Annotated in this window: 16 protein-coding genes; 14 read left to right on the forward strand and 2 right to left on the reverse strand. The window is 70.7% G+C overall.

Features of this window, described 5'->3' with window-relative positions; all coding sequences use genetic code 11:
• The first annotated feature begins 7 nt into the window (after nucleotides 1-7).
• The 4 genes from IF78_RS0106855 (at nucleotide 8) to IF78_RS0106870 (ending at nucleotide 6,162) form a co-directional block, all read left to right on the forward strand.
• The gene (locus IF78_RS0106855; protein WP_031484152.1) at nucleotides 8-1,276 is read left to right on the forward strand and encodes an aspartate aminotransferase family protein; all 1,269 of its coding nucleotides are present in this window, start codon (nucleotides 8-10) and stop codon (nucleotides 1,274-1,276) included.
• Nucleotides 1,273-4,167, forward strand: a complete 2,895-nt coding sequence (locus IF78_RS0106860) for an FAD-binding and (Fe-S)-binding domain-containing protein (RefSeq protein WP_031484154.1) — start codon at nucleotides 1,273-1,275, stop codon at nucleotides 4,165-4,167. Before IF78_RS0106855 ends, IF78_RS0106860 begins: the two co-directional genes overlap by 4 nt.
• Entirely contained in the window at nucleotides 4,164-5,603 is a 1,440-nt protein-coding gene (locus IF78_RS0106865; protein WP_031484156.1) for an NAD-dependent succinate-semialdehyde dehydrogenase, read from the forward strand. Before IF78_RS0106860 ends, IF78_RS0106865 begins: the two co-directional genes overlap by 4 nt.
• A gap of 205 nt (nucleotides 5,604-5,808) precedes the next feature.
• The gene (locus tag IF78_RS0106870; protein ID WP_031484158.1) at nucleotides 5,809-6,162 is read left to right on the forward strand and encodes a cupin domain-containing protein; all 354 of its coding nucleotides are present in this window, start codon (nucleotides 5,809-5,811) and stop codon (nucleotides 6,160-6,162) included.
• A 14-nt stretch (nucleotides 6,163-6,176) separates the two neighbouring features.
• Here the strand turns inward: IF78_RS0106870 and IF78_RS0106875 are convergent, their stop codons facing one another.
• Together IF78_RS0106875 and IF78_RS0106880 are read right to left on the reverse strand one after the other, a co-directional pair.
• Nucleotides 6,177-6,920, reverse strand: coding sequence for an IclR family transcriptional regulator (locus IF78_RS0106875; RefSeq protein WP_031484160.1), 744 nt, complete (start codon nucleotides 6,918-6,920; stop codon nucleotides 6,177-6,179).
• 286 nt (nucleotides 6,921-7,206) lie between these two features.
• Nucleotides 7,207-7,953, reverse strand: a complete 747-nt coding sequence (locus IF78_RS0106880; RefSeq protein ID WP_031484162.1) for an IclR family transcriptional regulator — start codon at nucleotides 7,951-7,953, stop codon at nucleotides 7,207-7,209.
• Between the two features lie 283 nt (nucleotides 7,954-8,236).
• On the opposite strand from IF78_RS0106880, the gene solA reads away from it, so the two are divergent.
• The 10 genes from solA to IF78_RS0106930 all read left to right on the forward strand — a co-directional run bounded on the left by solA (nucleotide 8,237) and on the right by IF78_RS0106930 (nucleotide 19,272).
• Nucleotides 8,237-9,376 (forward strand): N-methyl-L-tryptophan oxidase, encoded by a 1,140-nt coding sequence (solA, locus tag IF78_RS0106885; protein WP_031484164.1) that lies wholly within the window; start codon nucleotides 8,237-8,239, stop codon nucleotides 9,374-9,376.
• A gap of 2 nt (nucleotides 9,377-9,378) precedes the next feature.
• Nucleotides 9,379-10,440 (forward strand): succinylglutamate desuccinylase/aspartoacylase family protein, encoded by a 1,062-nt coding sequence (locus IF78_RS0106890; protein ID WP_234439866.1) that lies wholly within the window; start codon nucleotides 9,379-9,381, stop codon nucleotides 10,438-10,440.
• A gap of 79 nt (nucleotides 10,441-10,519) precedes the next feature.
• Nucleotides 10,520-11,623, forward strand: coding sequence for an extracellular solute-binding protein (locus IF78_RS0106895; RefSeq protein WP_031484169.1), 1,104 nt, complete (start codon nucleotides 10,520-10,522; stop codon nucleotides 11,621-11,623).
• Nucleotides 11,616-12,758 carry an ABC transporter ATP-binding protein gene (locus tag IF78_RS0106900; RefSeq protein ID WP_031484171.1) on the forward strand — a complete coding sequence of 381 codons (1,143 nt, stop codon included), beginning with the start codon at nucleotides 11,616-11,618 and terminating at the stop codon, nucleotides 12,756-12,758. The genes IF78_RS0106895 and IF78_RS0106900 overlap by 8 nt, the downstream gene beginning before the upstream one ends.
• Before the next feature lie 3 nt (nucleotides 12,759-12,761).
• Nucleotides 12,762-13,658, forward strand: coding sequence for an ABC transporter permease (locus tag IF78_RS0106905; RefSeq protein ID WP_031484173.1), 897 nt, complete (start codon nucleotides 12,762-12,764; stop codon nucleotides 13,656-13,658).
• On the forward strand, nucleotides 13,655-14,521 hold the full coding sequence (locus IF78_RS0106910; RefSeq protein ID WP_031484175.1) for an ABC transporter permease: 867 nt from the start codon (nucleotides 13,655-13,657) through the stop codon (nucleotides 14,519-14,521). The genes IF78_RS0106905 and IF78_RS0106910 overlap by 4 nt, the downstream gene beginning before the upstream one ends.
• A complete protein-coding gene (locus IF78_RS0106915; protein WP_031484177.1) occupies nucleotides 14,518-15,903 on the forward strand; it encodes an aminotransferase class III-fold pyridoxal phosphate-dependent enzyme in 1,386 nt (461 codons plus the stop codon). Before IF78_RS0106910 ends, IF78_RS0106915 begins: the two co-directional genes overlap by 4 nt.
• 23 nt (nucleotides 15,904-15,926) lie before the next feature.
• On the forward strand, nucleotides 15,927-16,880 hold the full coding sequence (locus IF78_RS0106920) for a succinylglutamate desuccinylase/aspartoacylase family protein (RefSeq protein WP_031484178.1): 954 nt from the start codon (nucleotides 15,927-15,929) through the stop codon (nucleotides 16,878-16,880).
• The gene (locus IF78_RS0106925) at nucleotides 16,877-18,337 is read left to right on the forward strand and encodes an aldehyde dehydrogenase family protein (protein WP_031484180.1); all 1,461 of its coding nucleotides are present in this window, start codon (nucleotides 16,877-16,879) and stop codon (nucleotides 18,335-18,337) included. The genes IF78_RS0106920 and IF78_RS0106925 overlap by 4 nt, the downstream gene beginning before the upstream one ends.
• Nucleotides 18,334-19,272, forward strand: coding sequence for an aldo/keto reductase (locus IF78_RS0106930; RefSeq protein WP_031484181.1), 939 nt, complete (start codon nucleotides 18,334-18,336; stop codon nucleotides 19,270-19,272). The genes IF78_RS0106925 and IF78_RS0106930 overlap by 4 nt, the downstream gene beginning before the upstream one ends.
• The last annotated feature ends 32 nt before the right edge of the window (nucleotides 19,273-19,304 follow it).

The raw sequence follows: 19,304 nt of genomic DNA on the forward strand, positions 1-19,304 counted from the left end.
GACGAACATGACCGCACTGTCGCCGCACCTTCGCCAGGCCACGCCCGTGGTGGCGGCCCGGGGCGAGGGCGTCCACCTCTACGACCAGGACGGCCGCCGCTACCTCGACTTCACCGCCGGCATCGGCGTCACCAGCACCGGCCACTGTCATCCCAAGGTCGTGGCGGCGGCGCAGGAGCAGGTGGGCTCGCTGATCCACGGTCAGTACACGACGGTCATGCACCAGCCGCTGCGCCGCCTCGTCGACAAGCTCGGCGAGGTGCTGCCGGCCGGCCTGGACAGCCTGTTCTTCACCAACTCGGGCAGCGAGGCGGTGGAGGCCGCGCTGCGGCTGGCCCGCCAGGCCACCGGCCGGCCCAACGTCATCGTCTGCCACGGCGGCTTCCACGGCCGTACGGTCGCCGCCGCCTCCATGACGACTTCCGGCACCCGCTTCCGCTCCGGCTTCTCGCCGCTGATGAGCGGTGTCGTCGTCACCCCCTTCCCGTCGGCCTACCGCTACGGCTGGGACGAGGAGACCGCGACCCGCTTCGCCCTGAAGGAGCTGGACTACACGCTCCAGACGATCTCGTCGCCCGCCGACACGGCCGCGATCATCGTCGAGCCCGTCCTCGGCGAGGGCGGGTACGTGCCCGCCAACCGCGCGTTCATGGAAGGGCTGCGGGAGCGGGCGGACCGGCACGGCTTCCTGCTGATCCTCGACGAGGTGCAGACGGGCGTCGGCCGCACCGGCCGCTTCTGGGGTCACGACCACTTCGGCGTCACGCCCGACATCCTCGTCACCGCCAAGGGTCTGGCCAGCGGGTTCCCGCTGTCCGGCATCGCCGCCTCCGAGGAGCTGATGGCCAAGGCGTGGCCCGGCTCGCAGGGCGGTACGTACGGCGCCAACGCCGTCGCCTGCGCCGCGGCCTGCGCCACTCTCGACGTCGTACGCGACGAGAAGCTGGTCGAGAACGCCGAGGCGATGGGCAAGCGGCTGCGCCAGGGCCTGGAGGCGGTCGCCGACCGGACGCCGGGCATCGGCGACGTGCGTGGCCTCGGGCTGATGCTGGCCACCGAGTTCGTCACCGAGGACGGCGGCCCCGACCCCGAGACCGCCGCTCGCGTCCAGCGCGCCTCCGTCGACGAGGGCCTGCTCCTGCTGCTGTGCGGCGCCTGGAACCAGGTCGTCCGCATGATCCCGGCGCTCGTCATCGACGAGACGGCGGTGGACGAGGGACTGCAGGCGTGGGCGACCGCGGTCGAGGTCGGCACATCGGGTGCGGCACGGCGATGACGGACACCACCACGGCCCTGGAGCCGCTGGTCGCGCGGCTCGCCGAGACCGCTCCCGGCCTGCGGGTGGAGACCGGCCCCGGCTCCACCGGTCTCTACGCCTACGACGCCTCCAACTACCGGGTCCCGCCGCGGGCCGTGGTCTTTCCCCGCAGCGCCGACGACGTCGTCGCGGTGCTGCGGGCCTGCCGCGAGACCGGCATCCCGGTCACCGCACGCGGCGGCGGCACCAGCATGGCGGGCAACGCCGTCGGGCCCGGCGTCGTGCTGGACTTCTCCCGGTACCTGAACCGGATCCTGGGCATCGATCCGGTGGCCCGTACCGCGCGCGTCGAGGCTGGCGTGATCCTGGACTCGCTGCGGTCCGCGGCGGCCCTGCACGGGCTGACCTTCGGCCCCGACCCGTCCTCGCACAGCCGCTGCACGCTCGGCGGCATGATCGGCAACGACGCGTGCGGCAACCGGTCGGTGCGGCACGGGCGCACCAGCGGGCACATCGAAGCCCTGGAGATCGTGACGGCCGACGGCGTGCGGGCCGTCGCCGACCGCACCGGACTGCGGGCCGCCGACCCGGACGACACGGATGCCGTCCAGCGGATCGCCGGTCTGGAAGCGGACGTGCGCCGCCTGATCGACGGCAACCTGGCGTCGATCCGTACCGAGCTGGGCCGGGTACCGCGCCAGGTCTCCGGCTACCAGCTCCACCACCTGCTGCCCGAGCACGGCTTCGACATGGCCCGCGCGCTGGTGGGCACCGAGGGCTCCTGTGCGGTCGTCACCGCAGCGACGGTCCGCCTGGTGGCGGCCGCACAGGCTTCCGCCCTGCTCACCCTCGGGTACGACGACGTCGTCGACGCCGCCGAGGACGTCCCCGAGATCCTGCGATGGAACCCCACCGCCGTGGAGGGCATGGACGAGGCGATCGTCGCCACCATGCGCGCCCGGCGCGGTCCGGACTCCGTCACCGGCCTCCCCGAGGGGCGTGCCTGGCTGTACGTCGAGCTCGACGGCGACGGCCAGGCGGCCGTCGACGCCCGCGCCGCCGAACTGCTGGACGTGCTCAGGGCACAGGGCCGGATGACCGGCGGGCGGGTCGTCAGCAGCCCGGCCGAACGGCGCTCGCTGTGGCGGGTCCGCGAGGACGGGGCAGGGCTCGCCGCCCGGCTCGTCGACGGCTCGGAGTCCTGGCCCGGCTGGGAGGACGCGGCCGTCGCGCCCGAGGACCTGGCCGCCTACCTGCGCGACTTCCGCAAGCTGCTGGCCGCGCACGGCCTGACCGGCGTGCTGTACGGCCACTTCGGCGCGGGCTGCGTCCACGTGCGCATCGACTTCGACCTCGCCACGGACACCGGGCGGGCCGCCACCCGCCGGTTCCTGACGGAGGCCGCCGCCCTGGTCGTCGAGCACGGCGGAAGCCTGTCGGGCGAGCACGGCGACGGGCGAGCGCGCGGCGAACTGCTGGAGGTCATGTACAGCCACCGGCTGATCCGGGCGTTCGCCGCCTTCAAGGAGATCTTCGACCCCGAGGGGCTGCTCAACCCGGGCGTGATCGTCGACCCGGCGCCGCTCGACGCCGACCTCGCCCTCCGTGAACTCCCGCTGGTGGACTCGACGTTCACCTTTCCCCACGACGAGGACGGCTTCGCGGGAGCGGTACGCCGCTGCGTCGGTGTCGGCCGCTGCCGCAGCGACGCCGGCGGCGTGATGTGTCCCAGCTACCGGGCCACGGGGGAGGAGAACGACTCGACCCGAGGCCGGGCCCGTCTGCTCCAGGAGATGGTGCGGGGCGGAACCGTCCAGGACGGCTGGCGCTCCACGGAGGTGCGTGACGCCCTCGACCTGTGCCTTTCCTGCAAGGCCTGCTCCAGCGACTGTCCGGTCGGCGTCGACATGGCCACGTACAAGGCGGAGTTCCTGCACCAGCACTACAAGGGCAGGATCCGGCCCCGCTCCCACTACTCGCTGGGCTGGCTGCCGCTGACCTCGGCCCTCGCCGGATTCGCCGCCCGCCCGATCAACGCGCTGCTGCGCGGACCGGTCGGCAAGCTGCTCGCCCGGCTCGGCGGCGTGACCACGAAGCGCCGGATCCCCGCCTTCGCCTCCCGGCGCGCGCTGCGCCGGGCCCTGCGCCCGGCGAGGACCGGCGAACCGGCGAAGGCACTGCTGTTCGTGGACAGCTTCACCCGCGCCTTCCGCCCCGAGGTGGCGGGCGCCGCGAGCCGCGTGCTCGCCGACGCCGGCATCCCCTGCACGGCGGAGGACGGCCTGTGCTGCGGCCTGACCTGGGTCAGCACCGGGCAGCTGTCCACCGCCCGCCGCATCATGGCCCGTACGGTCGCCCACCTGGACAACGGCGACGACCGGCCCATCATCGTGGCCGAACCCAGCTGCGCCGCCGCCCTCAAGCGTGACGTGCCCGAACTCCTCGGCACCCCCGCTGCTCGTCGCGTCGCGGCCCGCGTCCACACCCTCACCGGTGCCCTGACCGACCTGGCCGCGCCGGACTGGACCCCGCCGGAGCTGCCGGACCAGGTTGTGCTGCAGACCCACTGCCACGAGTACGCCACCTTCAAGGGCTGCCACCCCCGCGACCTGCTCGGCCGCCTCGGCGTACGGAAGGTCGACGAGGCCGAGGGCTGCTGCGGACTCGCCGGGAACTTCGGCTTCGAGGTGCAGCACTACGACACCTCGATGGCCGTCGCCGACTTCGCCCTTAAGCCACGCCTCGACGACATCGACCCGCGGACACCGGCCGTCGTCGTGGCCGACGGCTTCAGCTGCGCCACCCAGATCGACCACCTCGCCGGGGACCGGGGCATCCGCGCCCTGCACCTCGCGGAACTGCTCGACCCCGCCGCCGACCGACCCGGACAACCAGGAGAGAACTCATGACCGACACACCCACGCAGTTGTTCATCGGCGGTGCCTGGGTGGACGCCGCGGACGGCGCCACCATGCCCGTCGACGACCCCGCCACCGGCGAGATCCTCTGCCACGTCGCCGACGCCGGTCCCAAGGACGCGAAGCTCGCCGAGGATGCGGCCGTGCAGGCGCAGGAGGAGTGGGCCCGTACGGCGCCCCGGGTGCGCAGCGAGATCCTGCGCCGCGCCTACGAGATCATCATCGAGCGCACCGACGAGCTCGCCCACCTGATGACGTCCGAGATGGGCAAGCCGCTCGCCGAGGCCAGGGGAGAGGTGGCGTACGCGGCCGAGTTCTTCCGCTGGTTCTCCGAGGAGGCCGTCCGTATCGACGGCGGCCTCGCCACCTTGCCGGACGGCCGCAACCGCATGCTGCTGTCCCGGCGCCCGGTCGGCCCCTGTCTGCTGATCACCCCGTGGAACTTCCCGCTGGCCATGGGCACCCGCAAGATTGGCCCGGCGGTCGCGGCCGGCTGCACGATGGTGCTCAAGCCCGCCCCGCAGACCCCTCTGTCCAGCCTTGCTCTCGCCGCGATCCTCAAGGAGGCCGGGCTGCCGGACGGCGTGCTGAACGTCGTCACCACCTCCCGTGCGGGGGAGGTGTGCGAACCGCTCCTGCGCGGCGGGCGGATTCGCAAGCTCTCCTTCACCGGCTCCACGGCCGTCGGGCAGCTGCTGCTCGCCCAGAGCGCGGAGGCGGTCGTACGAACGTCGATGGAGCTGGGCGGGAACGCGCCGTTCGTCGTCTTCGAGGACGCCGACCTGGACAAGGCGGTGAACGGGGCGATGGTCGCCAAGATGCGCAACATGGGCGAGGCGTGCACGGCCGCCAATCGCTTCTTCGTGCACCGCTCGGTGGCGGAGGAGTTCGGGCGGCGGCTGGCCGAGCGGATGGGTGCACTGGTCGTCGGTCCGGGCACCCGGGACGGGGTCGACGTCGGCCCGCTGATCGACAGGAGGGGGCGCGCCAAGGTGGAGGAGCTGGTCGCCGACGCGGTGGAGCGCGGGGCGCAGGTGCTCGTCGGAGGCCGTACACCCGAAGGCCCCGGCAGCTTCTACCCGCCGACCGTGCTGGCCGACGTCGATCCCGGCAGCCGCCTGATGGACACGGAGATATTCGGCCCGGTCGCCGCGATCCTCACCTTCGACGACGAGGACGAGGTGATCCGCCGTGCCAACGACACCCCCTGGGGCCTGGTCGGCTATGTCTTCACCGAGGGCCTCGACCGTGCCCTGCGGGTGAGCGAACGGCTGGAGGTGGGCATGGTTGGCCTGAACACGGGTCTCGTGTCCAACCCCGCCGCACCCTTCGGCGGCGTCAAGCAGTCGGGGCTGGGCCGTGAGGGCGGCCGGGTGGGGATCGACGAGTTCCTGGAGTACCAGTACCTCGCGGTGCCCGTGAGCTGACGGCGGTCATGCCCTGACCGCGCCGCAGCACGCACCGTGACGGGCCTCACCCGTGCCCGGTTTCCACGCCGCCGGGCACGGGGGAGGGCCCGTGACCTCTCAGCGACAGCTTCGGCAACCAGCGACCTCAGCAGCCTCTCCTGCCCAGGCCCATGGATCGACCGGGGCCGCGGCTACCAAATTTCGAGTTCAGGAAAGGAAGAACATGTCGTTCCTGAAGACCATCGACACCAATCCCTCCGTCGCGCCGCACAAGTCCGGCCCGCTCCCGGAACGTCTGGTATCCGGCGACCCCGCGTTCATGACCTGGCCGCAGGACGTCGCTCGCGGGGAGATGATCCATACGGGAGTCTGGGAAGCGACGCCCGGCGAGACACGCTCGATCAAGGGCGAGACTTTCGAGTTCTGCCACATCCTTGCCGGCGTCGTCGAACTCACGCCGGAAGGGGGCGAGCCGGTGGTCTACAAGGCAGGCGACAGCTTTGTCATGAAGCCGGGCTTCGTCGGTGTCTGGAAGACCATCGAAACCGTGCGCAAGATCTACGTGATCGTGAAGTGATGTCGGGACCGTCGTCAGGCCAGGTGCCGGGCGGTGATCTCGGCCGCCGTCTCGGCGACCAGCCGACCCAGCTCGGGCAGCCGGACGGGCTCGAAGCGGGAGTCGGGCAGGGATGCGGCCACAGCGGCCAGCGGCGTGCCCTCACCGTCGAGCACGGGTGCCGCGATGGCGCAGACACCCTGCAGGTACTGGTTGTGGTTGACGGCGTAGCCACGCTCTCTCACGCGGCAGAGTTCCGCGCGCAGTTGCCCCGGGTCGGTGATGGTCTCCTCGCCGTAACCCTCCAGCGTCCCCGCGGTGACCTCGTCTATCTCGGACTTCCCCAGATGGGCCAGGACGGCGTTCCCGGCGGCGGTGGCGTGCAGGGGTGAGGTGTCGCCGATGGCGTGGTAGGTGCGTACGGCGTGGTCGCAGTCGACGCGGTCGACGACGACCATGCCTTGCAGGGCGTCCGGTACCGACAGGTGGATGGTCTCGTTCAGCGCGTCGCGGAGCCGGATCATGGGTTCACGCGCGGCGGCGAACAGGCTGGAGCCCTGCAGGGCGGCGGGTCGTACGGCCAGGACGCGGGCGCCGATCTCCCAGCGGGTGGTGTCCTTGCGGTTCGCCCGCAGCCAGCCTGCCTCGTTGAGGGTGACCAGGGTGCGCTGCACGGTGGACTTCGGCAGCCCGAAAATCCTCGTCAACTCCCCGACAGTCACGGGTTGATGCCGGGCGACGGCCTCCAGAACCCGCAGCGACCTGGTGACGCTCTTCATTTCCATTCGATGCCCCCTCAGACCCGTGGGTTCCGGGTTCCTCACTTCTCGACTCCAGCACGGAGTGACGGTCATGAGCCCGTGCCGGATTCTAGCATAGCGTTCCACAATGCGGCATGCTACTGGATTCGGCCCTGCCGTGCCGCGTGGTGCGGCCGCCCTGTGTGCAGCCTTCCCCCGGCCGGGCGCAGGGCGGTGGCTGCCGTGACACAAGGCTGAGGGCCGGCTTGCACGCTGACGCGTGCGAGCCGGCCCCGACCGACGGCCTGCGGGTGTTGTCTGCCGTTCAGGCGCCCAGGCGGCGCTGTGAGATCTCCGCGGCTGTGTCGGCGACGATGCTGCCCCACTTGGGTGCACGTTCGTGGTCGTACCGTGCCTCGGGCATGGAGACGGCCACGGCGGCCAGCGGGGTGCCGTCCTCGTCGAGCACGGCGGCGGCGACGGCGCAGACGCCCGGCCGGTACTGGTTGCGGTTGACCGCGTAGCCGTCGGTGCGGATCCGGTCCAGCTCGGCGCGCAACTCGTCGGGCTCGACGGGGGTCGTGTCGCTGAACCGCTCCAGCCCTGCCGCGATGAGTTCTTCGACGTCCCGCTTCGGAAGGTGGGCGAGGATGGCGCGTCCGACGGCGGTGGCGTGCAGGGGTGAGGTGTCGCCGATCGTGTGGAAGGTGCGTACCGCGTGGTCGCAGTCGACGCGGTCGACGACGACCATGCCTTGCAGGGCATCCGGCACCGACAGGTGGATGGTCTCGTTCACCGCGTCCCGAAGGCGAACCATGGGTTCACGGGCGGCGGCGAACAGGCTGGAGCCCTGCAGGGCGGCGGGGCGCACGGCCAGGACGCGGGCGCCGATCTCCCAGCGGGTGGTGTCCTTGCGGTTGGCGCGCAGCCAGCCGGCCTCCGCCAGCGTGACCAGGGTGCGCTGCACGGTGGACTTCGGCAGTCCGAAGAGCTTCGTCAACTCCCCTACGGTCACGGGCTGATGCTGGGCGACCGCCTCCAGGATCCGCAGCGACCTGGTGACGCTCTTCATTTCCATCCGGTTTCCCCCTGTTAATCCTTCAAATTTCTGCCGGACACCCTCTTGACTCCCCTCTGAAGCCACTGTCATTCTCTGTGCCAGATTCTAGCACAGCATTCCACATAGTGGCACGGCCCTCGGAGGGATCCCCCCGCAGTGAGCCGGACTGCGAGACGCGGCGGTTGCGAGCCGCAGGTCCACAAGGAGGGCCTGGCTCCCGCTCAAACCATCTCGAATCGAACAGCCTCACGTCGATGGCTCAGCATGCGCCTCGGCGATACGAAAGGAAAGTCCTGTGTCAGCTGCCAGGAAGCGCGTCGCGGTGGTCGGCGTCGGAACGATGGGCAGCCAGGCCGCCTGGCGGCTGGCGGCCCGCGGCGCCGAAGTCGTCGGCTACGACCGCTACGCACCCGGCCACGACCGCAGCGCCGCAGGCGGCGAGTCCCGGATCTTCCGCAGCGCGCACTTCGAGGACTCCCGGTACGTTCCGCTCCTCAAGCACGCAGACGCCCTCTGGGAGCAGCTCCAGCTGGAGACCGGCCGCGAGCTGCGCCGACTGACCGGATGCCTGCTCATGGGGCCGACCGACCACCAGCAGATGGCCACCGTCCTCCAGTCCATCGCCGAGCACGACCTCGACCACGAGGTGCTGGACGCCGAGGCGCTCGCCAAGCGGTTCCCGCAGTACCGCATCGAGGACGGCGACGCGGCCGTGCTCGACCGCCGCGCCGGGTTCATCCGCCCGGAGCTGACGATCCAGACCGCCGCCCGCCACGCCGAGCAGCTGGGCGCGGTGATCCACCGCTACAGCACGGTCCGCGAGATCGTCCCCGTCGCGGGCGGCGTGGAGATCCGCACCGACTCCGGCAGCGAGCGCTTCGACACCGCCGTCGTCACGCCCGGCCCCTGGGTCAACGACCTGCTGCCCGACCTGCCGTGGGAGGTGGAAGTCCGCCGAATCGTCAGCGCCTGGTACGTGCCCACCGCCCCCGACGCCTGGTTCGGCGAGGAGCGCCCGGCGTTCATCCGAACGGCCCCCACCCACTGCTACGGCCTGCCCTCTCCGGACGGCATCTCGGTCAAGCTCGGACTGTCCCGCGCGCTGCACCGGCTCGCCGACGACCCCAACCAGCTGGACCGCACCGTGCGGCCGGATGAGCTGGAGATCTTCTCCGAGCTGATCGGGCGTTACCTGCCCGACCTGCACCCGGACCCGACGCGCCTCTCCGTCTACATGGAGGGCTACACCGAGAGCAGCCGCCCCCTGGTCGGCCCGCTGCCCGGCGCCGAGAACGTCATCCTGCTCGCCGGCTTCTCCGGCCACGGCTTCAAGCTCTCGCCCGCCTTCGGCGACATCGCCGCCGACCTCGCGCTGGACGGCACCTCGCCGCAGCCCATCGACTTCCTCTCCACCGTCGGCCGTACGGAGGCATGACCATGAACGACACCACGCTCTCCGTCGGCACCGTGGTCGCCGAGCCGGGCACCAAGGCCCGCGGCACCGTCCCGGCCGACCTCGGCACCCTCACCGCGGACATCCCGCTGATCCTCGTCAACGGGACCCGACCCGGCCCCCGGGTCGTCATCACCGCGGGTGTGCACGGCGGCGAGTTCCCGCCCATCGACGCCGTCGTGCGACTGGCGGACGTCCTGGAACCCGCCCAGGTGCACGGACAGGTGATCATCTGTCCGGTCGCCAACCCTCCCGCCGTGTACCGGGGTCGGCTCAACATCTCCCCGGTCGACGGCGTGAACCTCAACCGCGTCTTCCCCGGCGACCCGGCCGGCGGCCCCACCGAGCGCCTGGCCGCCTGGCTCTTCGCGAACCTGGTCGACGGCGCCGACGTCTACATCGACCTGCACTGCGGCGGCATCGACCAGGTCCTGCGGGACTTCGTCGGCTACCGCCTCACCGGTGACCCGGATCTGGACAAGTCGACGGCCGAACTGGCAGGCGCCTTCGGCATCGAGGACGTCATCCTTGGGCTGACGCCCGAGGGCGGCAACAGCCACGCGGCCGCCGCCCGCCGGGGTATCTCGGCGGTCCTCGTCGAGGTGGGCCAGCTCGGCCAGCGGGACGAGGCCACTGCCCTCCGCCGTGTCGACGGTCTGCTGAAGGCACTTCGCCATCTGGGCGTCCTCGACCAGGACGGTTCCGCCCCGGCACCGATCCGCGAGTGGGTCTGGTCCGCCGGCGTCACCGCCGAGGCCACCGGCCTGTGGTACCCGGAATTCTCCTTCGACGCCGACGTCATCGGCGAAGTCGCCGAGGGCGACCTCCTCGGCCGCATCGTCGACCCGACCGACGGCCGCGAGCACACCGTCCACGCCCCGGCCGACGGCCGGATCTTCTACGGCATGCACGGCCTCACCGTCGCCACCGGTGCCGAACTCGCTGCCCTCGCCGTTCCGTGGGACCCCGACACGGCCGCGCGAGCCGACACCCTCCGGGCCCCCGGTTTGGGTGCCGGGTCCGACGAGGCGGATCCCCGCCCCTAGACCCCCATTCCAGCCGCCCCCCTTCCCATGTCCCCAGCCGCTCCCCTTCTCACGGCCAGCACCACCCAGGAGGCACACGATGAAAGATGCCCGAATAGACCGCAGACTGTTCCTGCGAGGAATAGGTGGGGTCACTGCGGGTGTCGCCGCCGCGACCACCCTCAGCGCCTGCGGTACCGGCACCAGCCGCGCCTCGGCCGGCGGCGGTAAGGGCGGCAAGACGGTGGTCGTCCGTGACAGCGGCGGTTCCTATGGTGCGGCCCTTCAGAAGGCGATCTACACGCCGTTCACCCAGGAGACCGGCATCGCCGTCAAGGTGCTGAACCTGGACGACGCTCCGCTGCTGGCGCAGATCCAGCAGGGCCGGCCGCAGTGCGACCTCATCAACAACTCGATGATGTCCCACACGAAGTACGTCAAGCAGGACGCGCTGGAGGCGCTGGACCTCGACCGGGTCAAGAGCGTGAAGAGCGCGAAGATCCCCGAGAACCAGATCACCGACCATGCCATCGGCAGCAGCTTCTACGGCGCGTGTATGGCGTACCGCACGGACGCCTTCGGGGGTAAGAAGCCCGAGTCGTGGGCGGACTTCTGGGACATCCGGGCGTTCCAGGGCGGCCGTTCGATGTGCAACCCGGACGGCGACCTGCCCGAGCTGGAGTTCGCGCTGCTGGCCGACGGCGTCCCGATGGACAAGCTGTACCCGCTGGACGTGGAGCGCGCCTTCAAGGTGCTGACCCGGCTGCGGGGCGACATCAAGAAGTTCTGGGACAGCGGCCCGCTGCCCGGTGTGCTGCTCAGCCGCCAGGAAGTGACGATGTCCACCGTCTGGGACGGCCGACTCGCCGACCTGCAGAAGCAGGGCGTCCCGGTGGAGCGGCAGCTCAACGGTATGCGCCGGCAGTTCCAGGGCTATGCCATCGCCAAGGGCGCGGCCAACGCGGACGCCGCGTACCAGCTGATGGACTTCTCGCTGCGTGCCGAGAGCCAGGCCGCCCTGGCCAAGGCGTTCCCGTCGAACCCGTCGTCCCCGCTGGCCTACGAAAAGCTCACCGAGGACGAGCGCAACGCGCTCGCGGGTGCGCCCAAGTACTACGACAAGGGCTTCGACACGGACATCGACTGGTGGCTGAAGAACGAATCGGCCGTCACCAAGCGCTGGTTGGAGTGGGCTCGTGGCTGAATTCGGTATCGCCGCACCGTCCGTCAAGGTGGCCGGCAACAAGCCGGCCACGGCGACCGGCAAGGCGCTGTCGGTAGTGGCATTGCGTAAGACCTACGGGGACGTGGTCGCCGTCGACGAGGCGTCGATGGAGATCGCGGCCGGGGAGTTCGTGACCTTCCTCGGCTCCTCCGGGTCGGGCAAGACCACGACGCTGATGATGATCGCCGGGTTCTGCGAACCCGACTCCGGCACCATCACCGTCGGCGGCCGCGACGTCACCCGGCTCGCCCCGCAGAAGCGGAACCTCGGCTTCGTCTTCCAGCAGTACCTGCTCTTCCCGCACATGACCGTGCAGGAGAACGTCGCCTTCCCGCTCACGCTGCGCGGAGTGCCGAAGGATGAGATCCGCCGGCGGGTGGGGGAGACGCTGGAGATCGCTGGCCTGTCCGGGTTCGGCGGCCGTAAGCCGCGTGAGCTGTCCGGTGGTCAGCAGCAGCGGGTTGCCCTGTGCCGGGCGCTGGTCTACCGCCCGCCGGTCATCCTCATGGACGAGCCGCTGGGTGCGCTGGACAAGAAGCTGCGTGACCAGCTCCAGGTCGAGATCAAGACCATTCAGCAGGAACTCGGCCTGACCGTCATCTATGTGACGCACGATCAGGAAGAGGCGCTGGTCATGTCCGACCGCATCGCGGTGATGCGCAACGGGCTGATCGAGCAGTTCGACACACCGAGGGAGCTGTTCGAGCGGCCCAAGACCCCGTTCGTGGCGGACTTCCTCGGCGCGGCCAACTTCCTGCCCGGCCGCATCGACAAGCATGACGGCGAGCACACCCTGGTCCGCCTTACCCAGTCCGGCACTCTGCTGAAGGCGCGCCGCCACGACCTGCCCTCCGGCACCGAGGTGAAGGTCGCTGTGCAGCCGGGCCGGCTCCGGGCCTGCGCCACCGACGACGGCTTCTGTACCGGCACGGTCGAGATGGCCACGTACGTGGGCACGCTGGTCCGTGCGGGCGTACGCATCGACGGTGGTGACGGGCCTCTGGTGCGCCTGGAGGTCCCCGCCGGCCGGGGCCCGGTCGCCGGGGAGCGGGTCGGGATCACCGCCGACGCGGACGACGTCAACCTCTTCCCCACCGACGAAAAGGCGGGGTGAGCCATGGCCGCCACCCTCACCGCAGGGGCCCCCGCCCGTCCGCGCAAACTCCTCGCATCACGCCGGACCCGGGTCGGGATCCTGTACGCGCTGCCGGTCGTCGTCTACCTGCTGTTGCTGTTCGTCTACCCGATCTTCAGCACGCTGCTGCTGAGCCTGAAGGACGCTGACGGCTCGTTCACCCTGCACTGGTACGCCGACGCGCTGACCGGCGTGAACCTGTCGGTGCTGTTCACCACGCTGCGGATCTCCGCCGAAACAGCCGTGCTGAGCCTGGTGTTCGGGTTCGTCCTGGCCCAGGCGATCACGCGGCTCAGGCCCATCCTGGCCGGCCTGGCCATGCTGGTCGTGGTCGTCCCGCACTTCGTCTCCGCCCTGGTACGCACCTACGGCTGGATCATCATGCTCGGCGACAAGGGCCTGGTGAACGAGTCTCTGACCGCCATGTCGGTCCCGGGCGCGCCGTTCCAGCTGCTCTACAACGAGCTGGGTGTGGTCATCGGTACGACGTCGATGATGCTGCCGTACACGGTGCTGCTGCTGTACGGGGTGATGCGCGGGGTGGACCGGCGGCTGCTGGCGGCCGCGTCCAGCATGGGCGCGGGCAAGGTGACCATCTTCCGCCGGATCTACCTGCCGCTGGTCGCTCCCGGGCTGGCCAGTGCCGGACTGCTCAGCTTCATCCTGTCGCTGGGCTACTACATCACCCCCGCTCTGATGGGCGGCCCCAACCAGACGATGATCGCCACCCTCATCAACCAGCAGGTCACCAAGGAAAACCAGTGGAACGGCGCCGCTGCCCAGGGCGTCATCCTGCTGGTCCTCACCCTGGCCGGACTGCTGCTGGTCAAGGCCGTCAGCTCCCTGGGCGCCAGCCGGAAGAAGAGGAGCGCCACATGATGGAGCTGCGCAAGTCCCTCGCCGGACGCATCGCCCTCACGGCCGTGGCCACTGTGATCCTGCTGTTCTTGGCTCTGCCGATCGTCGTCATCCTGGTCACCTCCTTCAGTAACAACGCCTTCGCCTCCTTCCCGCCCGAGGCGTGGACGCTGAACTGGTACAAGGCCCTGTTCGCCGACGGCAGCAAATGGCCAGCCGCGCTGTCGTTGAGTGCCCTGGTCGCAGCCATGAGCACGGTCTTCTCCCTGATCATCGGGGTGACCGCGGCGACCGCGCTGGTCCGCAGCGAACTCCCGCTGCGCTCGGCGGTCTTCGCCCTGGTCCTCGGACCGCTGGTCATCCCTCAGATCGTCACCGCGCTCGGGCTGTTCCTGCTGTTCGAGCCGGCCGCGATGCTGGGCAGCCCGATCGCGATCGCGCTCGGTCACACGGTGCTGGCCTCGCCGATCGCGGTGCTGATCCTGATCGCGACCCTGCGCGGGATCGACGAACGGCTGGAGGACGCCGCCGCCAGCATGGGCGCCGGCCGCCTGACGATCGCCCGGAAGATCACCTTCCCGCTCGCCGCGCCCGGCATGATCGCGGCAGCGATCTTCTCCTTCATCACCAGCTTCGACGAGTTCTACATCTCCCAGTTCCTGTCCTCCGTCGACACCGTCACCCTGCCGGTGCAGGTCTACAACTCCCTCACTTTCGAGATCGACCCCAGCGTGACGGCGGTCAGCGCCATCCTCATCGCCTTCGCCATCCTCGCCCTGGGCCTGGTGGCCCTGGTCCGCTGGATCGGCTCCGGCCGGCAGGACTCCCTGCTCTCGGTCGAGAACACGGTGGGAGTCGCCAACCCCGGAGGCGAAGCCGTATGACCATGACCGCCGCCGCTCAACTGACCGCGGCCACCGCTCAGCGGCACCTGCTGCTGCACATGACCGCCAACGGATCGCTCGGCGACGAGGGCGAAGACCTCCTCGTCGTCCAGCGAGGGGAGGGCCCGTACGTCGACGACGCGGACGGCAGGCGCTACATCGACGGCCTGTCGGGGCTGTACTGCTGCCAGCTCGGCTACTCCTACGGCCCCGAGTTCGCCGAGGCGGCCGAACGACAGCTGCGCGAGCTGTGCTACAGCCCGCTGTGGACCGGCTCCGCGCACCCCTCGGCCATCGAACTCGCCGAGCGGCTGTCCCGGATCGCCCCCGTCGACATCGAGCACACCTTCTTCTCGAGCGGCGGCGCCGAAGCCGTCGAGACCGCCTGGAAGATAGCCCGCCGTTACCACGCCCTGCGCGGCGAGCCGGGCCGCACCAAGGCGATCGCCCGGCGCGGCGCCTACCACGGCCTGACCATCGGCACCCTGTCCTTCAACGACGACCCCGGCCTGACGGAGCCGTACGGTCCGTCGGCGATCGACACCCGGTTCGTGTCGAACACCAACCGCTTCGGCCTGGCACCGGAGTTCGCGGACGACGAGGTCTACACGGCATGGCTGCTCGCGGAGTTGGAGGCCGCGATCCTGACCGAGGGCCCGGAGACCGTCGCGATGCTCATCGCCGAGCCGGTGCAGAACCGGGGCGGCTGCATCACCCCGCCCCAGGGTTACTGGCAGGGGCTGCGGGCGCTGGCCGACCGGTACGGCTTCCTGCTCGTCGCCGACGAGGTGATCACCGGCTTCGGCCGGATCGGCGAGTGGTTCGGCGGCGACCGCTACGACGCCCGCCCGGACATGGTCACGGTCGCCAAGGGCGTCACCGCTGGATACGCGCCCCTGGGCGCGACCCTGGTCGGCACCAAGATCACCGATGTCATCAACCGGCCCGGTGAGGTTCTCAACCACGGCTACACCTTCGCTGGACACCCGCTGAGCACGGCCCTCGCCCTGCGCAACCTGGAGATCATGGAGCGGGACCGCATCCTGGACAACGTCCGCGGTCTCCAAGGGGACTTGGCCAACCGCATGGCGGCGCTCAAGGACCTGCCGATCGTCGGCGACGTCCGCGGCACCGGGTTCTTCTACTCCTGCGAACTCACCGGCGACCTCGACGACGGCGCTTTCAGCGCCAAGGCCCGAACCGAGCTGATCGTCGACCTGATCCCGCGTCGGCTGCGCGAGGCCGGCCTGCTGGCCCGCGTCTACAACCGCTCCGCGCCGCTGGTCCAGATCGCGCCCCCGCTGATCAGCGACCGCGCCGTCCTCGACCGTATCGCCGCGATCATCGCGGGCGTCCTCGCCGAGGCATCGGCCCGCATCTGATCCACCTCTTGGAAAGGATCCACATGTACTCCATCGGTCCGCTGACCGTCGCCCCAGGCGAGCGCGCCCAGGGCCTCATCCCGGTCGGCACCAGCAGCTACGGCGTGGAGCTCGGCATTCCGCTGATCGTCGTCAACGGCGCCCAGGACGGCCCGGTCCTGTGCGTGGACGCGGGCGTGCACGGCGACGAGTACGACGGCCAGGAAGCCATCCGCCGCGTGCTCGCCGAGATCGACCCGGCCACCCTGCGCGGCACCGTCGTCGGCATCCCCTGCCTGAACACCCCGGCCTTCGAGGCGGCGGCCCGCGCGAGCGGCATCGACCACCTCAACCTCAACCGCATTTTCCCGGGTGACGCGGAGGGCTCGTACTCGCAGCGCCTGGCCGCCACCTTCGTCGAGCAGGTCGTGCCGGCCGTCGACGCCGTGGTCGACCTGCACACCGGTGGCGCCTACGGCGAGATCGCCCCGCTTGTCATCCTCCAGGGCGGCTACGAGGACCTGGCGACGGACCTGGCGCTCGCCGCCGGGCACGAGCTGGTCTGGAAGGGCGGCAAGTGGGGCGGCACGGTCCGCCACCCCGTCCTCGAAGCCGGCAAGCCCGCCATCACCATCGAGTGCGGCGGCGCCACGTACCGCGAGACCAACGTCGAGCACCACATGAACTCGATCCGCAACATCCTGCGCAGCCTCGGCATGATCGACGGCGAGGCGGAGCTGCGGGACACCTACACGACCGTCTCCGGCACGTTCGCCCGCTCCGCCTCCGGCGGCTTCTTCGTCGCCCGCGCCGAGCCGGGGGAGACCTGCAAGGAAGGCGATCTGATCGCCACCATCACCGACCACTACGGCAACAAGCTGGAAGAGGTCAGCGCGCCGCAGGACGGCATCGTGCTCTGGGTCCGCCGGATCCGCACGGTCCGCCCGGGCGACGAGGTCGTCATCTTCGGAGAGGTGCTGGGAGAGATTCAGCCATGAGCGGCGAACTGCAACTGACCGAGCTGCTGATCGACGGCAAGCAGGTCCCGGCCGCCGACGGACGCTCCTTCACCGTCCTCGACCCGTCGAACGACACGGCCATCGCTCAGGTGGCGCTGGCCGGCAAGGCGGACGTGGACCAGGCGGTGGCCGCCGCGCGCGCGGCCTTCACCGCTCCCGAGTGGGCCGGGATGCGTGCCGCCGACCGGGGCCGCATCCTGTACCGGATCGCGGAGGCCATCCGCTACCAGGGCGAACGGCTGGCCCGCCTGGAGAGCCAGGACGTCGGCAAGCCGCTCCGCCAGGCCAAGGCCGATGTCGAGGCGGCCGCCCGCTACTTCGAGTTCTACGCGGGCGTCGCCGACAAGCTCGGCGGCTCGACGGTCCCGCTCGGACCCGGCCTGCTCGACTACACCGTCCGCGAGCCGATCGGCGTCTCCGGCCACATCATCCCCTTCAACTACCCGCTGCAGAACACCGCGCGGGGGTCCGCCCCCGCGCTGGCCGCGGGCTGCACGGTGGTGCTCAAGCCATCCCCGGAGGCACCGCTCACCCCGCTGGAGATCGGCAGGATCGCCCTGGAATGCGGTCTCCCGCCGGGCGTCCTCAACGTCGTCCCCGGTGACGGCGAGACCGGCGCGGCCCTCGCCGGCCACCCGGACATCGACCAGGTCACCTTCACCGGCTCGGTGCCCACCGGCATCAAGGTCGCCCAGGCGGCCGCCGCCAACGTGGTCCCCTCGGTCACGGAACTCGGCGGCAAGTCGCCGGTCGTCGTCTTCGCCGACGCCGACTTCGACGCGGCGCTCGGCGCCGTCGCCGCCTCCGCGTTCGGCAACGCCGGACAGACCTGCTCGGCCGGCACCCGGCTGCTCCTCCAGCGCGGCGCCGAGGAGTTCCTGGACAAGCTCGTCGCGCACGCCGCCTCGCTCAGCATCGGCCCCGGTCTCAGCGACCCGGACGTCGGCCCCCTCGTGGCCGCACGGCAGCGGGACCGGGTCCTCGGCTACCTGGAACTGGCCCGCGAGGAAGGCGCCGTGGCACGGGCCGGCGGAGGCGCCCCCACCGACCCCGAACTGGCCGACGGCTACTACGTCCAGCCGACCGTCCTCACCGGACTGGACAACCAGGCCCGGTGCGCCCGCGAGGAGATCTTCGGCCCCGTCGTCACGGTCATCGAGTTCGACGACGCGGACGAGGCCCTGGAGATCGCCAACGACAGCCCGTACGGCCTCGCCTCCTACGTCTGGACCCGCGACATCGACAAGGCGATGCGCCTGGCCGAGGGCATCCGGGCCGGCCAGGTCTATGTCAACGCCACCGGCGTCGGCACCGGCGTGGAACTGCCCTTCGGCGGCTACAAGCACAGCGGCTGGGGCAGGGAGAAGGGTCTCGAAGGTTTGGCGAGCTACCTGCAGACCAAGAACGTCTGCATCGGGTTCGGCAGCCGGTCATGAGATACCGATCGCTCGGAGAGCGCGGCCCGATCGTGTCGGTGGTCGGCGTAGGCGGCAACAACTTCGGCGCCCGCCTCGACGAGGACGGCACGAAGGCAGTCGTCCACGCTGCCCTCGACGCCGGGATCACCCTGTTCGACACCGCCGACATGTACGGCGGGTCCGGGAAACGGGGCGGCCTCCGCGGCGACGGTGAACGGCTCCTCGGGGCCGCCCTCAAAGGCAGCCGCGACCACGTGGTGCTTGCCACCAAGTTCGGCATGGAGATGGGCCGGGACGCCGACCTGTACGGGCCGCGCGGATCCCGCGCCTATCTCCGGTACGCGGTCGAGGCATCGCTGACCCGGCTCGGCACCGACCGGATCGACCTGTACCAGTACCACGAACCGGACGGCATCACGCCGCTGGAAGAGACGGTGGCCGCGCTCCAGGAGCTGGTCGACGAGGGCAAGATCAGGTACATCGGCTGCTCCAACCTCCCGGCCGAGCACCTCACCGACGCCTTCGTCTCCACCCAGGCCCGCTACCACCTGCTCGACCGCGGCGTGGAGCAGGACCTGATCCCGGCCTGCCTGCGCCACGGCGTCGGACTGCTGCCGTACTACCCGCTGGCCAACGGCCTGCTCAGCGGCAAGTACCGCCGCGGCGAGGAGCCCCCGCCCGGCAGCCGCCTGTCCTGGCGCCAGGGCTGGCTCACCGACGCGGCCCTCGACAGGGCCGAGGCGCTCACCACATACGGCGCCGACCGCGGACTGACCCTCCTCCAGGTCGCGGTCGGCGCACTGGCGGCCTTCCCCGCCGTCGGTTCCGTCATCTGCGGAGCCATGACACCTCAACAGGTCACCGCCAACGCGGCGGCGGCCGACTGGATACCGAGCCCGGCCGACCTGGCCGTACTCGACGCAATCGTCGCCCCCGGCGAACGCGTCGTCTGAAGCCCCCACCCCCCTGAACACCCCGAGAGAGC

It is taken from the genome of Streptomyces bicolor, assembly GCF_000719285.1.
Taxonomy (GTDB): Bacteria; Actinomycetota; Actinomycetes; order Streptomycetales; family Streptomycetaceae; genus Streptomyces; species Streptomyces bicolor.